Annotated in this window: 13 protein-coding genes; 10 read left to right on the forward strand and 3 right to left on the reverse strand. The window is 66.0% G+C overall.

Annotated features, from left to right (window positions below; translation table 11 throughout):
• Window positions 1-2: 2 nt before the first annotated feature.
• The 8 genes from ACFFUC_RS18300 to der all read left to right on the forward strand — a co-directional run bounded on the left by ACFFUC_RS18300 (window position 3) and on the right by der (window position 9,916).
• Window positions 3-2,933: a sarcosine oxidase subunit alpha family protein gene (locus tag ACFFUC_RS18300; RefSeq protein ID WP_377688360.1), complete on the forward strand. Its 2,931-nt coding sequence runs from the start codon at window positions 3-5 to the stop codon at window positions 2,931-2,933.
• Window positions 2,926-3,444, forward strand: a complete 519-nt coding sequence (locus ACFFUC_RS18305; protein ID WP_377688361.1) for a sarcosine oxidase subunit gamma — start codon at window positions 2,926-2,928, stop codon at window positions 3,442-3,444. Before ACFFUC_RS18300 ends, ACFFUC_RS18305 begins: the two co-directional genes overlap by 8 nt.
• A gap of 130 nt (window positions 3,445-3,574) precedes the next feature.
• Complete coding sequence (locus ACFFUC_RS18310) at window positions 3,575-4,090, forward strand: hypothetical protein (RefSeq protein WP_377688362.1); 516 nt, start codon at window positions 3,575-3,577, stop codon at window positions 4,088-4,090.
• A 274-nt stretch (window positions 4,091-4,364) separates the two neighbouring features.
• On the forward strand, window positions 4,365-4,964 hold the full coding sequence (locus tag ACFFUC_RS18315; RefSeq protein ID WP_377688363.1) for a superoxide dismutase: 600 nt from the start codon (window positions 4,365-4,367) through the stop codon (window positions 4,962-4,964).
• A gap of 193 nt (window positions 4,965-5,157) precedes the next feature.
• Complete coding sequence (locus ACFFUC_RS18320) at window positions 5,158-6,081, forward strand: hypothetical protein (protein WP_377688364.1); 924 nt, start codon at window positions 5,158-5,160, stop codon at window positions 6,079-6,081.
• Between the two features lie 143 nt (window positions 6,082-6,224).
• Window positions 6,225-7,010, forward strand: coding sequence for a tetratricopeptide repeat protein (locus ACFFUC_RS18325; protein ID WP_377688365.1), 786 nt, complete (start codon window positions 6,225-6,227; stop codon window positions 7,008-7,010).
• 108 nt (window positions 7,011-7,118) lie between these two features.
• The gene (locus ACFFUC_RS18330; protein WP_377688366.1) at window positions 7,119-8,441 is read left to right on the forward strand and encodes an outer membrane protein assembly factor BamB family protein; all 1,323 of its coding nucleotides are present in this window, start codon (window positions 7,119-7,121) and stop codon (window positions 8,439-8,441) included.
• Window positions 8,441-9,916 (forward strand): ribosome biogenesis GTPase Der, encoded by a 1,476-nt coding sequence (gene der, locus ACFFUC_RS18335; RefSeq protein WP_377688367.1) that lies wholly within the window; start codon window positions 8,441-8,443, stop codon window positions 9,914-9,916. Before ACFFUC_RS18330 ends, der begins: the two co-directional genes overlap by 1 nt.
• A gap of 104 nt (window positions 9,917-10,020) precedes the next feature.
• Here the strand turns inward: der and ACFFUC_RS18340 are convergent, their stop codons facing one another.
• The 3 genes from ACFFUC_RS18340 to ACFFUC_RS18350 form a co-directional block, all read right to left on the reverse strand.
• Window positions 10,021-11,019: a hypothetical protein gene (locus ACFFUC_RS18340; RefSeq protein ID WP_377688368.1), complete on the reverse strand. Its 999-nt coding sequence runs from the start codon at window positions 11,017-11,019 to the stop codon at window positions 10,021-10,023.
• Window positions 11,020-11,128: 109 nt separating this feature from the next.
• Complete coding sequence (gene serS / locus ACFFUC_RS18345) at window positions 11,129-12,421, reverse strand: serine--tRNA ligase (RefSeq protein ID WP_377688369.1); 1,293 nt, start codon at window positions 12,419-12,421, stop codon at window positions 11,129-11,131.
• Between the two features lie 134 nt (window positions 12,422-12,555).
• The gene (locus ACFFUC_RS18350) at window positions 12,556-12,948 is read right to left on the reverse strand and encodes a thioredoxin domain-containing protein (RefSeq protein ID WP_377688370.1); all 393 of its coding nucleotides are present in this window, start codon (window positions 12,946-12,948) and stop codon (window positions 12,556-12,558) included.
• A gap of 254 nt (window positions 12,949-13,202) precedes the next feature.
• On the opposite strand from ACFFUC_RS18350, the gene meaB reads away from it, so the two are divergent.
• Entirely contained in the window at window positions 13,203-14,186 is a 984-nt protein-coding gene (gene meaB, locus ACFFUC_RS18355; RefSeq protein WP_377688371.1) for a methylmalonyl Co-A mutase-associated GTPase MeaB, read from the forward strand.
• On the forward strand, window positions 14,179-14,814 hold the full coding sequence (locus tag ACFFUC_RS18360; RefSeq protein ID WP_377688372.1) for a methylated-DNA--[protein]-cysteine S-methyltransferase: 636 nt from the start codon (window positions 14,179-14,181) through the stop codon (window positions 14,812-14,814). Before meaB ends, ACFFUC_RS18360 begins: the two co-directional genes overlap by 8 nt.
• Window positions 14,815-14,838: the final 24 nt, after the last annotated feature.

The following is a 14,838-nucleotide window of genomic DNA, read 5'->3' on the forward strand; positions in this document are numbered from 1 at the left end:
GCATGAGCGCTACCGGACCTTTCCGCCTTTCCTCGGGCGGTCGCCTGATCGACCGTGCCTATCAACTGCCGTTCCGCTTTGACGGTCGCCATCTGCGCGGCGTTCTGGGCGACAGCCTCGCCTCGGCGCTGCTGGCGAACGGCCAGCTGATGATGGGGCGCAGCTTCAAATATCACCGCCCGCGCGGCCCCGTTTCCAGCGGAGCCGAGGAGCCCAACGCGCTTTTGGGTCTGGGGCAGGGCGGCCGGTTCGAGCCGAACCAGCGCGCCACCACCACGCCCTTGGTCGGCGGCATGGTCACCACCAGCCAGAACGCCTGGCCGAGCCTGAATTTCGACATCGGCGCGATCAACAACAAGCTCTACCGTTTCCTGCCGGCGGGCTTTTATTACAAGACTTTCATCCATCCGCGTCCGGCGTGGAAACATCTGTTCGAGCCGATCATCCGCCGCTCGGCGGGTCTGGGCAAAGCGCCGACGGAAAAGGATCCCGACAGCTACGAACAGGCCTATGCTTTCGTCGATCTGGTGGTTGTGGGTGGCGGCATTGCCGGTTTGAATGCTGCGCTGGAGGCCGCGCAAAGCGGCAAGAGCGTGGCGGTTCTGGAACAATCGGGCCATTGGGGCGGGCGCACGCCCACCGATCACGCGGATGGTGCGGAAAAGATCGCGGCACTGGTGGAGAGCCTTCAGGCCCTCCCGAATGTCCAGCTTCGCCGCAACACGATGGCGACCGGCCTTTATGACCACGGCTATCTTTTGGCCCGCGAGGCTTTGGCTGATCACGATCCCAATCAGGGCATCCCGCGCCAGCGCCTGTGGCGCATCCGTGCGGGCCATGTGATCACCGCGACCGGCGCATTGGAGCGGCCTTTGTCCTTCGCCGGCAATGATGTGCCGGGCGTCATTCTGGCCGGTGCGGTGCGCGATTTCATCGACCTTTACGGCGTCGCGCCGGGCAAGCGCATCGTGGTCGTGACCAATAACGACGACGCCTACCGCACCGCGCTGATGGCGCTGGATGCGGGGCTTGAAGTGCCGGTGGTGCTGGATGCGCGCCGCGCGGCCGATGGTCCATTGGCGGCCCAAGCGCGCAAGCGCGGCATCCGCGTCCTGACCGGCGCGGCCATTGCGGGCATCAAGGGCTACCGCGCCGTCGAGGCCGTCAAGATCTGCGACCAGATGGGCTCGGGCGAGGTTCGCGAGGTGGTCGAGGCCGATTGCGTCGCCATGTCGGGCGGCTGGTCTCCGGTCGTGCATCTGTGGTCGCATTGCGGCGGCAAGCTGAACTGGGACGAGGCTCAGGCGATGTTCTCGCCCGATCCGGCTCGCCCGCCGACCGGCGCGGACGGGAAAGCGATGGCCTCGGCTGTGGGGGCGGCGGCAGGGGATCTGCGCGTGGCGGGGCTGACGGCTGCGCCGGACGAGGCCGCGATCATGCCGGTTTGGGTGATGCCCGAACATGCGACGCGCCAGATGCGCTTCAAGATGTGGCTCGATTTCCAGAACGACGTGAAGGTGTCCGACGTCCAGCTTGCCGCTCAGGAAGGCTATGAAAGCGTCGAACATACCAAGCGCTATACCACGCTCGGCATGGCGACCGATCAGGGGAAGCTGTCGAACATCAACGGTCTCGCGATCCTGTCGGGGGCTTTGTCGCAACCGATCCCGCGCACAGGCACCACAACCTTCCGCCCGCCCTATACGCCGCTGACCCTTGGCACGATCGCGGCCGAGGCGCGCGACGCGATCTTCATCCCGCTGCGCAAAACCGCGATCCACGACTGGCACGAGGAACACGGCGTCCATTGGGAGCCGGTCGGTCTGTGGCGCAGGCCCTATTGCTATCCGGTCAAGGGCGAAAGCCATGCCGATGCGGTGGCGCGCGAAATCCGCGCGGTGCGGGGGGGCGTGGGCACGCTTGACGCCTCGACGCTTGGCAAGATCATCGTGAAGGGGCCGGATGCGGGCAAATTCCTCGACATGATCTATACCGGCATGATGTCGACGCTGCCGGTCGGCAAATGCCGCTATGGCCTTGTCTGCACCGAAAACGGTTTTCTGACCGATGACGGCGTGGTCGCGCGGCTGTCCGAGGATAGCTGGCTTCTCCACACCACCTCGGGCGGCGCGGACCGCATCCACGGCCATCTCGAAGACTGGCTGCAATGCGAATGGTGGGACTGGAAGGTCTATACCGCCAACGTCACCGAGCAATGGGCGCAGGTCGCGGTTGTCGGCCCGAAAGCGCGCACGCTGCTGGAACGTCTGGGCGGGATGGATCTGTCCCCCGAGGCGCTGCCCTTCATGGGCTGGGTCGAGGGCGAGCTGGGCGGCATTCCCGTCCGCATCTACCGCATCAGCTTCTCGGGCGAATTGTCCTTCGAGATCGGCACGCCTGCCGGTCGCGGGCTGGAGCTGTGGGAAAAACTGCACGAGCTTGGCCGCGATCTTGGGGTGACCCCCTATGGCACCGAGGCGATGCACGTCATGCGCGCCGAAAAGGGCTTCATCATGATCGGCGACGAGACCGACGGCACCGTGATCCCGCAGGATCTGGGCCTCGGCTGGGCGATCTCGAAGAAGAAAGAGGATTATATCGGCAAACGCGCACAAGAGCGCAGCCATATGACCTCGCCCGACCGCTGGAAGCTGGTGGGACTGGAGAGCCTTGACGGGCGCATGATCCCCGACGGGGCCTATGCGGTGGCGGACGGGGTGAACAGCAACGGCCAGCGCAACACGCAGGGCCGCGTGACCTCGACCTATATCTCGCCGACTTTGTCCAAACCGATCGCCATGGGGCTGGTCCATCGCGGACCGGACCGGATGGGCGATGTGCTGGAATTCACCAACCCCGGCGGAGAGCCGGTCAAGGCGCGGATCGTCGATCCGGTCTTCTTTGACAAGGAAGGGACGCGGTCCAATGGCTGAGGCGCTTGCAACCATCTCCGAGGTGAGCGGGCTGGGCATGATCCAGATCCGCGCCGATCTGGCGGCTTCGGGCGCGGCGATTGCCGGCGCGGCGGGGGTGGATCTGCCGTTCCCGACCCGCATCACGCAAAACGCTGCCCGCGCTTTGGGCTGGATGTCGCCCGACGAATTGCTGCTGGTTCTGCCTGCCGCCGAGGTCGCGGGCGTGATGGCCGCGCTTGATGCCGCGCTTGCGGGCGACCATGCGCTGGTTGTCGATGTCTCGGACATGCGCGCGGTCTTCGACGTGAGCGGCGCGCGTGCGGGGCAGGTGCTCGCGAAGCTCTCGCCCACCGATTTCGCGGGCCTTGCCGAGGATGCCTTGCGGCGCACGCGTCTGGGGCAGGTGGCTTGCGGGATCTGGGCGGTGGCGGGCGGCTACCGTGTGATCGGCTTCCGCTCGGTTGCCGATTATATCGCGGGCGTTCTGTCTGCGGCGGCGAAACCCGGCTCGCAGCTCGATCCGCGCTAAGCGGCAGCAAGGCCGCAGTTTCGCAAGAAAAAAGCGCGAAACCGCACCGGCGGTCGACGGGGGCTTTGCCTTGGTCGGTGCGGGGGCTATCCTTTGGAGAAGAACTTTTTTCCCGAGCCCAGAGGTACGCATGAAACGTCAGCAGATCGCCCTGATTGCCGCCTCTCTGGCTTGTTCTTTGGGGCTGGCCATCGCGACAGCCGCGCCGGTTTCCGCACAATCGCGGGGGAGCGCGGCGCAGGCGGGCCAAGAGCCGCAAGGCGGGGCGCGCCGCCGTGCCGCGCCGCCGATCGCGATGCTCTGCGCCTTCGAGGACAAGGGCTATAGCGGCTGGGTTCCCGAGATCGTCATGGTCACCCGTCAGGAGAACGGCCGGATCGAGGCTTTCGATCCGATCCTGCAATCTCTCGTCGGCAAGCCCATCAAGGCGGTGGTCGTCTCGGATACGCGGCACGAGCGGGTTTACGGCTGGGCACTGGCGGGGGTGCGCAATGCCTCGGGCCAATGGGCCGAGCGCATCGATTTCCGCCTCAGCCTGCGCAAATCCGACAGTTCCGCCGTGATGACGGTCACGCCGTCGGGCTATGACAATGTGATCACGGGCGAGGGCGTCTGCGGCCAGGCCTCGAGCGGGCCGCAGCGCTAAAGGCGACCCGCCGCAATCCCGCGACAACCCCGCGCGATCTGTCGACTGCCCCCCACAAAAGACCCACACCTCCCCGCAGCTGTAGCCATTGCGCCGGTGCCGCGCTAATCTGCGGGCGGCGCGAATCCGCCTTTGCCGCATTGTCTTCGGCCAAGTCGCGAGAGGCGGGGAACTTCGCTTTGCCACCAACGTTGAACGGCGACCGCCAGGGCTTTAACCTGCGCAGGACCTGTGCCAGACATGGCGCTGCCAATCCATTGAAAGGGTCTCTAAAATGGCTTTTACGCTTCCCGATCTTCCCTATGCCCATGATGCGCTTGCCGCGGGCGGCATGTCCAAGGAAACCCTCGAATTTCACCACGACAAGCACCACAAGGCCTATGTCGACAAGCTGAACGAGCTGGTTGCAGGGACCGAATGGGAAGGCAAGTCGCTCGAAGACATCGTCGTCGGCACCTATAACAAGACCGCTGTCGCGCAGAACGGCATCTTCAACAACGCCTCGCAGCACTGGAACCACGCCCAGTTCTGGGAAATGATGGGCCCGACCGGTCGCGAGATCCCGGCCAATCTGGCGGATGCGCTGACCAAAGCTTTCGGCTCGGTCGACGAATTCAAAAAGAAATTCTCGGAAGCAGGCGTCGGCCAGTTCGGCGCAGGCTGGGCATGGCTCGTGAAGAATGCCGACGGCAGCCTCGCGATCACCAAAACCGAAAACGGCGTGAACCCGCTGTGCTTCGGCCAGACCGCGCTGCTGGGCTGCGACGTGTGGGAGCATTCCTACTACATCGACTTCCGCAACGCGCGTCCGAAGTACCTCGAGAACTTCCTCAACAACCTCGTGAACTGGGACAACGTCGCCTCGCGCCTCTAAGCGCTGCGCCTTTCCCGATGAATGCGAAACCTGTCGGAGCGATCCGGCAGGTTTTTGTTTTGCCTGTAGGGAGAGCGGGGACGAAAGACGCGGCGCGGGGAACAAAAGTCGCGCTCCGGCGGTTCGCCAAAGCGATGCGCGGCGGATTGTCCCGCCCCGCTCGCCGACGGAATCCTGACGCAAAGGGCTTGCAATGGTCTCTGCCGACCCACGATTGCCGCGCCGGAGCGCCGCGCGCGCAGGCCACAAGCGCACCAGCCCTGTCTGGCGCGGGATCGTGCTCGGACTGGCTGCCGCGGGGCTTGGCTATGGTGCCTATGCGCTGGCGAAAAAGCGCGAGGCTCTGCCTTGGCTCGTGCGGTGGCGGGTCCAGCCGCGGGAATGGGTGGGCCATGCACCCCTGCGCATCGCTGCGGTCTCGGTGCGTTGCGCGGCGCGCACGCCTGTCGAGCTGCGCCATTTCGCGGCGCTGCTGCGCCGGATCGAGCGGTTGGGGGCGGATGTGGTGGTGATTCTCGACCTCGATCTCGGCCATGATCGGGGGCCGGAAGACGAAGCACATGCCGAGGCGGCGGTTGCGGCCTTGGCGCGGCTGCACGGCCCCAAGGGGCGCTTCTTTCTCCCCGATGCCGCAGGAGCGGAGCTGATGGCGGATGCGGGGTTCGTTCCGCTGTCGCGACATGGGCGGCCGCTTCCCGATATGGCCTCCGGTGCGGTTTCCGAAACGGCTCCGGCCCCGGATGCGGCCCCGGCTGCGGCGGGCGGCTTTGCTGTGGCCTTTCTGCATGCGGCCGACCATCATCGCCCCGAGGGGGCGCAGCCGGCCGTGCCGCTGGTGGCCTTTACCCGTGATCCGCAGGTTTTCGCCCAAACCGCTCGGCTCGGGCATCAAGTCCCGCTGGTGGTTGCAGCCTCGGGACCGCGCGGAGCGCTTTCCGCAAACGGTCAGGGCGCGCTCACCGCCCTCTGCGATCTCGCCGCGCCCTCGCGCTATGACGAGACCGGACGCACCCTGATCCGCGCCGCAACGCTGCGCCTGCTCGACGGAGAGCCCCGACCGCGCGGTTCGCGGGCCGAGGTGACGCTGATCGACATCTCGGACCCGGGGGGCTGGTGAGCGCGGCCTCTTGCGCCGGTCCTGCCGGTTTCCGTCCGGTTTCGTGCAGTCAAATTGCACATTGAGCCAGCCATGATGCGAGCAGGATTGGCAAAAGACCCCAAGCCCGTATAGAAGAACGGCTAAAGCAGGAAGGGACCAACATGGCCAACCAGAACGACAGTTTCATTGATGAAGTCACGGCGGAACTTCGGCGTGACCGGCTGTTCGTCGGGTTGAAGCGTTATGGCTGGATCGTGGTCCTCGGCGTCGTCGGAATTGTCGGCGGCTCCGCCTGGTACGAATATACCCGCGCGCAGGATGCGGCCAGGGCCGAAGCCTGGGGCGATGCCATTCTCGCGGCAGAGGGCTCGGATGATGCGGCGGCGGCTTTGGCTGCGGTCGATCCGGCCGGCTCGACCGGTCGTCAGGCCCTGAGCGCCCTTCTGGCGGGCAGCGCTGCGGCCGAAGCGGGCGATCCCGCCAAGGCTGCAGCCGATCTGCGCGCCGCCGCCGAGGCTGCGGGTGCCGGAGATCCGGTCCTGCGCGATCTCGCCTTGCTCAAAGCCGTGATTGCCGCCGGCCCGACGATGGGCGCGGCCGAGCGTGACGCGCTTTTGACCGATCTGTCGAAACCGGGTGCGCCCTTCGAGTTGCTCGCGCTCGAGCAGAAGGTCGTCGCCCTGATCGCCGCCAACCGCCGCGAGGATGCGGTGACGCTGATCCGCCAGATCCAGAAAAAGGACGGCCTCTCCGAACCGCTGCGCCGCCGTCTGGCCGAGATGATGACGACGCTTGATGCCGATCCCGAGCCGGTCGCGGGTCTTGACGCCCAGCTTCCCGCCGATACCGCGGCTGCGCCATTGGCCGATCCTGCGGCGGCCCCCGTCGCCGAATCTTCCGAAACCCCGTCCGAACCCGCGCCGCAAACCGCCCCCGCCGCGAATTGATCGCGGCCAACCGCCCCGCTGTCGCAACAGACTACCTGACGCCGAATTATCTGACGCCGACGCTCTGATGGCCGCGAGAGACGGTCAAAGGCTCGAGAGGAGACCGTGATGACGAAGATCACCCTGATTGCCCTTCTGGCGGGGACCGTTGCTCTGGCGGGCTGCGCCAAGCGCGAATTGATCTTGCCCGGCGAAAGGCTTGATCCGCGCGCGCTGATCTCTGCCGATGGTCCGGCGGTCGAGGGCACGAGCGGGCCGACCACGACGGCGCTTTCGCTGCCGCCGGTGCGCGGCAATGCCGATTGGCCCCAGCTCGGCGGAAGCGCGGCCCATACGGCGGGCAATGTCGCGATCGGCGCGGGCCAGTCGCCGGTCTTCGCCGTCAATATCGGCGAGGCCGCAGGCAAGCGTCACCGCATCACTGCCGAGCCGATCGTCGGCGGCGGTCTTGTCTATACGCTCGACAGCCGCGCCCGCGTCAGCGCGACCACGACTTCGGGCCAGCCGGTCTGGAGCGTGGATCTGCGTGCGGTCGGCGAGATCGGCGACAGCGTCTCGGGCGGCGGCATCGCCTACGAGAGCGGGCGGGTCTATGTCACCACCGGCTATGGCGAGCTGATCGCGGTCGATGCGCGCAGCGGCGGCGTGATCTGGCGCCAGCGCGTCGACGCGGTGATCAGCGGCGCCCCGACGGTTGCCAACGGCGCGGTCTATGTCGTGGCGCGCAACGCGACCGGCTGGGCGGTGCGTGCCAGCGACGGCAAAGTGCTGTGGCAGGTCGGCGGCAATGCCGCGATGGCGGGCGTGATGGGGGCTGCCGCACCGGCGGTTTCGGGCGGCACGGTGGTCTTCCCCTTCGCCTCGGGCCAGCTCATCGGCGTTGATGCGGGCACCGGCACACAGCTTTGGTCGGCGCAGGTCGCAGGCACCCGCAAGGGGCGCGCGATCGGCCTTTTGCGCGACATGACGGGCGATCCCGTGATCGTCGGCAACCGTATTTTCGCGGGAACCTCTGCCGGACGCTTGGCCGCTTTCGACTTGACGACCGGCGAAGAAGCGTGGAATGCCCGTAGCGGAGCCGCAAATCCGCCGGTTCCGGCCGGTAACTCGGTCTTCGCGATCAATGACCAATCGCAACTCGTCCGGCTCGATGCCGCGAATGGCGGCACGGTCTGGAGCGTGGATCTCCCCGAGTTCACGACCGCCAAGGTCAAGAAACAGGCGCAGGTCTATGCGCATTTCGGACCGACCTTGGCCGGCAACAAGCTTTACGTCGCATCCAGCGACGGTGTTCTGAGGATATTTGACCCGGCATCGGGGGCATTGATCGGTCAGGGCAATATCCCCGGCGGGGCGGCCACTGCGCCGGTTGTCGCCGGACAGACCCTTTATATCGTGACCCGCTCGGGTCAATTGGTTGCATATCGCTAATGAGCTTCACTCTCGCCATCGTCGGACGGCCCAATGTCGGCAAGTCCACCCTGTTCAACCGCCTCGTGGGCAAGCGTCTGGCGCTGGTCGATGACCAGCCCGGCGTAACGCGGGACCTGCGCGAGGGGCAGGGCCGTCTTGGCGATCTGCGTTTCATCGTGGTCGATAGCGCCGGTCTCGAGATGGTCGAGGACGACAGCCTTCAGGGCCGCATGCGCCGCCTGACCGAACGCGCCGTCGACGAGGCGGATGTCTGCCTTTTCGTGGTCGACGCCCGTGCGGGCATTACCGCAGCCGACGAATATTTCGCGGAAATCCTGCGTCGCCGCGCCAAACATGTCATCCTTGCCGCCAACAAGGCCGAGGGGCGCGCCGGTGAATCCGGCGTGCTCGAAGCTTACGGCCTCGGTCTGGGAGAGCCGTTGCGCATCTCGGCCGAACATGGCGAGGGGATGGACGATCTTTACCGCACCCTCGTGCCCTTGGCCGACCAGTTCGAGGCGCAAAACATCCAGCAGGCTCCGGTCACGGATGTGGAGCTGGACGAGGAATCCGATGTCGAGAATGACGAAAGCTGGCGTCCCTCGGCGACGAACCCGCTTCAGATCGCGGTGATCGGTCGCCCGAATGCCGGCAAATCGACCCTGATCAACAAGATCATCGGCGAGGACCGTCTTCTGACCGGCCCCGAAGCGGGCATCACCCGCGATTCGATCTCGGTCACCACCGATTTCATGGGCACGCCCATGCGGATCTTCGATACTGCCGGTATGCGCAAGAAAGCCCGCGTGACCGAGAAGCTCGAAAAGCTCTCGGTGGCCGACGGTCTGCGCGCCGTGCGCTTCGCCGAAGTCGTGGTCGTCCTTCTCGATGTCGATATTCCCTTCGAGCAGCAGGATCTGCGCATTGCGGATTTCGCCGAGACCGAGGGCCGTGCCGTCGTGATCGCCGCGAACAAATGGGATCTCGAAGAGGACAAGCCGCAAAAGCTCAACGAGCTGCGCGAGGCTTTCGAGCGCCTGCTGCCGCAGCTGCGCGGCGCGCCCTTGGTCACGGTTTCGGCCAAGACCGGCAAGGGGCTCGACCGTCTGCACAACGCGATCCTGCGTGCGCACGAGGTCTGGAACCGCCGCGTCAATACCGGCCGTCTGAACCAGTGGCTTTCGGTCATGACCGAGGCGCATCCGCCGCCGGCACCGGGTGGCCGCCGCATCCGTCTGCGCTATATCACGCAGATCAAGACGCGCCCGCCGGCCTTTGTCGTCATGGCGACGCATACCGACAAGATCCCCGATGCCTATTCCCGCTATCTGGTGAACGGCCTGCGTCAGGATTTCGACATGCCGGGTACGCCGATCCGCTTTACCTTCCGCGATCAGGGGCAAAAGAACCCCTACAAAGACAAGGCGTCGAAGATCAACCAGTCGGGCGCTTTGTCCAAACACGCCAAACGCCAAAAGCCGAAGGGCGAATGACCCTCCGGCGCGGGTCTTCTGCGCCATCGGTGACAATCAGGGAAACGGGCGCGATTTCGCGTCCGTTTTCTTTTGCGGTGCCTCCGGATGTTGCTTGCCGCCCGCTAAGTGCTGACACGAACCAGCGCCACGCCGACGAAGGTGATCGACAGCGCCGCCGCCGTCGCAACCGAAGCATCCGTGCCGATGGTCGCGACGATCAGCCCCAACATCCCCCAGATTACCGTGACGCTGAAGCCGAAGGGCGAGCCGAGATGGAGCTGGATATTGGCCGCCGCCACCGCGAGGATCAGCAACGAGACCAGCGCCGCGAGCGTATCCGAAGTGCCCAGACTACGCTCGAGCAGGCTGGCGAAGGCCGCGCAGGTCGCCAGCATCGCCCATCCCGCCAGAATGCCGAGCGAGGTGCTCGACCGGTGGTTCTGCCCAAGGCAGCCGCGTGTCAGGGCCGCGGCCAGCATGGCCGACAGCATGAGCGTGGCCAGAAGAAAGCCGTTGACCGGCTGCGTCTCGAAAATCCAGGGAAAGATTGCCGCGGTCAAAAGTCCGATGGTCACACCGAGAATTTCCAGCATGGGCGCGGGCGGGGCGGGCACGGGCTCCGGCGGGGTGTTGTCGCCATCTAAGGCTGCATTGATGTCGGGGGGCGGCGGTATCAGCAGCCCTTCGGTCAAGGTACGGTCGCGCAGCGGCGCAGGGCTGCGCTCGCGCGGATCATCGGCCACGAACCAGTCCAGCAGCTCCTCGTCCGACGGGGGTGCGGCGGGGATCTCCGGCACGTCGCGCCGCAAAATGCCCAAAATCCGCAGCAGGTAAACGAAAGAGGCGAACCAGACGAGGATCTGCAACCCCCAGAAGATGGGGCCCTTGCTGTGAAGGAAGAACTCCGGCGGCGGAACGCCTGGCGGTGCGGGCGTGGGCATGACGGCGCTATTGCCGAAGGGCTGGGTCTGCGTCTCGATGGAGTTGGGAGTGACGAAGGGGGGCGCGATCTGTCCGACCGTCTCCAGAACCACTGCCTTGGGCGCGAGCGCATAGAGCAGCCCGCTTGCGATGAACAAGCACACCGAGACAAACAAAAGGGCCGAAAGGAGACGTCGCATGGACAAGCAACGCCCGCCTTGCGTGTAAGTTTCACCGGAAGAATACCGGAATCAAAATGTCGCAGCGCTGTGTTGACGCTGCGACACTCTCGAGCCGGTTAGCGGGAAATCAGGCCAGTTGCCCGTCGGGCAGCAGGCGGGTCTTGCCGCGCAGATAGGGATGCAGCGCCTCGGGCAGGGTGACCGAGCCGTCGGCCTGCTGGCCGTTTTCCAAAACCGCGATCAGCGTGCGGCCCACCGCGAGGCCCGAGCCGTTCAGCGTATGGACGAATTCGGGTTTGCCGCCCTCGGTCGGGCGGTAGCGCGCATTCATGCGCCGCGCCTGGAAGTCGCCGCAATAGCTGACCGAGCTGATCTCGCGGTATTTGTTTTGGCCCGGAAGCCAGACCTCGAGGTCATGGGTGATGCGCGCGCCAAAGCCCATGTCGCCCGTGCAGAGCAGCATGGTGCGGTAGGGCAGGCCCAGACGCTCCAGCACGGCCTGCGCCCAGCCGGTCATGCGCGGATGTTCCGCCTCGCCGGTTTCGGCATCGGTGATCGAAACCATCTCGACTTTCTCGAACTGGTGCTGGCGCAGCATGCCCGAGGTGTCGCGGCCCGCGCTGCCCGCTTCCGAGCGGAAACACTGGCTATGGGCGGCCATGCGGCGCGGCAGGCTGGACTGGTCGACGAGATCGCCGTGAACGGTATTGGTCAGCGTGACCTCCGCGGTCGGGATCAGCCACCAGCCTTCGCGGGTCTGATAGCTGTCCTCGCCGAATTTCGGCAGCTGGCCGGTGCCGACCATCATGTCGGAGAGCACCAGAACCGGCGTCCAGGTCTCGGTCAGGCCATGCTCTTCGGCGTGAAGGTCCAGCATGAATTGCGCAAGCGCGCGATGGATGCGGGCAACGCCGGCCTGAAGCAGCACGAAGCGCGCGCCCGAAAGCTTGGCCGCGGTTTCGAAATCCATGCCGGGCTTGACGCCCGCGATCTCGAAATGCTCGACCGGCTGGAAGTCGAAGCTTTTCGGTTCGCCCCAGCGGCGGATCTCGACGTTGTCGTTCTCGTCCTTGCCGAGCGGAACGCTGTCGAGCGGCAGGTTGGGAATGCCCATCAGCAGCTCGCGCAATTCCGTGTCGAGACGCGCGGCCTCGGCCTGCATCGCGGCGATTTCTTCTTTCTTGGCGCTCACGAGGGCGCGCAGACGCTCGAATTCGGCATCATCGCCACGACCTTTCGCGGCACCGGCTTCCTTGCTTGCCTTGTTCTGTTCGGCCTGCGCGGTCTCGGCGGCGGCGATCTGGGCGCGGCGCGCGGAATCGAGCGACAGGATCGACGGCGACAAAGCCTCCAGCCCGCGGCGCGCAAGCGCGGCGTCAAACGAGGTGGGGTTTTCGCGAATGGCGCGGATGTCGTGCATGAAGATGCCTCCTTTTCGAGCCCGGTCCTGTCACATCCGGCCGCATGCCGGACCCGCAATGCCTTAACCCATGGCAGGCATGGGGAAAAGGGATAGCTGGAGCAAAGCCTGCGCGAAAAGCGGCTTTCTTTGGCCTAGCGCGGCAGGGCGCCCGCTTCGGCCATGATGCGCAGCAGATCGGCGCGGAAAAGATCGGCACCGGGATAGCCCTCGATCCGGTCGGCCTCGTGGCCGTGATCGAGAAGGATGAAGGTGGGCGTCGCATAGGGCGCGGCCCCGATCGCCAGACCGTCGGGCCAAGGCCCGTTGATGTCGACCTCGAAGACAGGCGCGATCCGCCCCTCGCGCGAGGCGGGATAGGCCGGCCCGACCTCGCGCCGCCATGCCGCGCAATAGACGCAACCGCGCTGGACGACCATCAGCAGCCGGAACCTTTGGCCCTGCGCTCCGGCCGTGCCGCCCGAAAGCGCCGCGCCGAGCGCCAAAGCGGCCCCGCCCAGAAAGCGCCTCTTGCCGATCGTCACCATGTCTCGCGCTCCGCATCTCGTCCGAGCTTCAGCTAACGCGGGCGCGCGCCCCGCCTCAAGCCCCCGTGCCGATCAAAGCTTTGTGCGCCCAAGCCCCGCGCGGGTCCCGCACTGCCCCCGACTTCCGAGGCTGGCGTTTACTTGTCTTCCATGTCCAAATATCCACCAAAGCAAGAGCGCAACCGGCACGGGGCCGAAAGGCGCGCGGGCACCAACCATTCTCTAGACGGACAAGATCGCGGGGCAGGGGCAAAATGGACGAGCTGTTCGAGGGGCTTTTGGCCGGAAACCGACGCGCTTTGTCGCGCGCGATCACGCTGGTCGAAAGCACGCGGCCCGATCACCGCGCCCGCGCACAGGCGCTTTTGGCGGCGCTTCCCGACCGTCAGGCGCTGCGCATCGGCCTGTCGGGCACGCCGGGCGTCGGCAAATCCACCTTTATCGAGGCTTTCGGCAAGCTCTTGACGGGGCAGGGCCTCAAGGTGGCGGTTCTGGCTGTCGATCCGTCCTCGGCGCGCTCGGGCGGCTCGATTCTGGGCGACAAGACGCGGATGGAGACGCTTTCGCGCGACCCCAACGCCTTCATCCGCCCCTCGCCCTCGCGGACCGAACTGGGCGGCGTCGCCCGCCGCACCCGAGAGGCGGTGCGTCTTTGCGAGGCGGCAGGCTTCGATGTCATCCTGATCGAGACCGTGGGAGTCGGCCAATCCGAGACCTTGGTGGCCGAGATGAGCGATCTCTTCATCCTGCTTCTGGCGCCTGCGGGCGGTGACGAATTGCAGGGCGTCAAACGCGGCATCATGGAGATCGCGGACCTTGTGCTCGTCAACAAGGCCGACGGCGATCTTCTGCCCACCGCGCGGCGCACCGTCGCAGATTACGCGGGCGCTTTGCGGCTGTTGCGCAAGCGCCCCAACGATCCCGAGGGCTTTCCAAAGGCGCTGCCGGTCTCGGCCTATACCGGCGAGGGGCTGGCGCTCGCATGGGAGAATATGGGCTATCTGGTCGATTGGCGGCGCGAGCACGGCCATTTCGATACGGTGCGCGCCGATCAGGCCCGCCATTGGTTCCTCGCCGAATTGCGTGCGGGGCTTCTGGCGCAGCTCGAGGCACCCGCCATCCGGAGAGAGGTTCAAAGGCTGGGCGATGCGGTCGCCGCGGGCGATCTTTCGCCGGGGGATGCGGCCTCGCGCATCCTCGGCCATTTGGCCGAGAGGGGCGGGCAAGCGGGTGGCTAGGGCGCAACCCGATCCTTTGGCCGATCCCGCGGACCGCCATTTGGCGCGGCTGCCCTTTGACCTCGACGCTTTTCTGGCCGCGCAGGTTCCGGCCCCCGCGCGTGCGCCGCTTTCGGCCTGCATGATCGAAACCCCGCTCGGCCGGATGGTCGCGCTTTTTGGCGCGCAGGGGCTCCATCTTCTGGAATTTGCCGACCGTCTGGCTTTGCCCGCATCCATGTCCCGTTTCGCGCGCGGCTATACCCTCGTTTCGGGGCGTCCGCCGCAGGCGGACCGGCTCGAGCGCGACCTCGCGGCCTATTTCGGCGGCAGTGACGCGGGCTTTTCGGTGCCGCTGGTTCTTGGCGGCAATCCCTTTGCCCGCACGGTCTGGCGCGCGTTGCAAACCATCCCTCCGGGCGAGACCCGCAGCTACGGCACGCTTGCGCGGATGATCGGGCGTCCCGAGGCTGTTCGTGCGGTTGCCGCCGCCAACGGCCGCAATGAAATCGCGATTCTGATTCCCTGCCACCGCATCATTGCAGCCGACGGCAGCCTGACCGGATATGGTGGTGGTATCGCAAGAAAACGCGGTTTATTGGCATTGGAAGCCGGAATTGGCGGCGGGAAATCGGGCGAATCCTCTTGACGCCCCAGCCACGAGACCGTATTC

Origin of the sequence: Paracoccus cavernae (assembly GCF_042430175.1) — a bacterium.
GTDB lineage: Bacteria > Pseudomonadota > Alphaproteobacteria > Rhodobacterales > Rhodobacteraceae > Paracoccus > Paracoccus cavernae.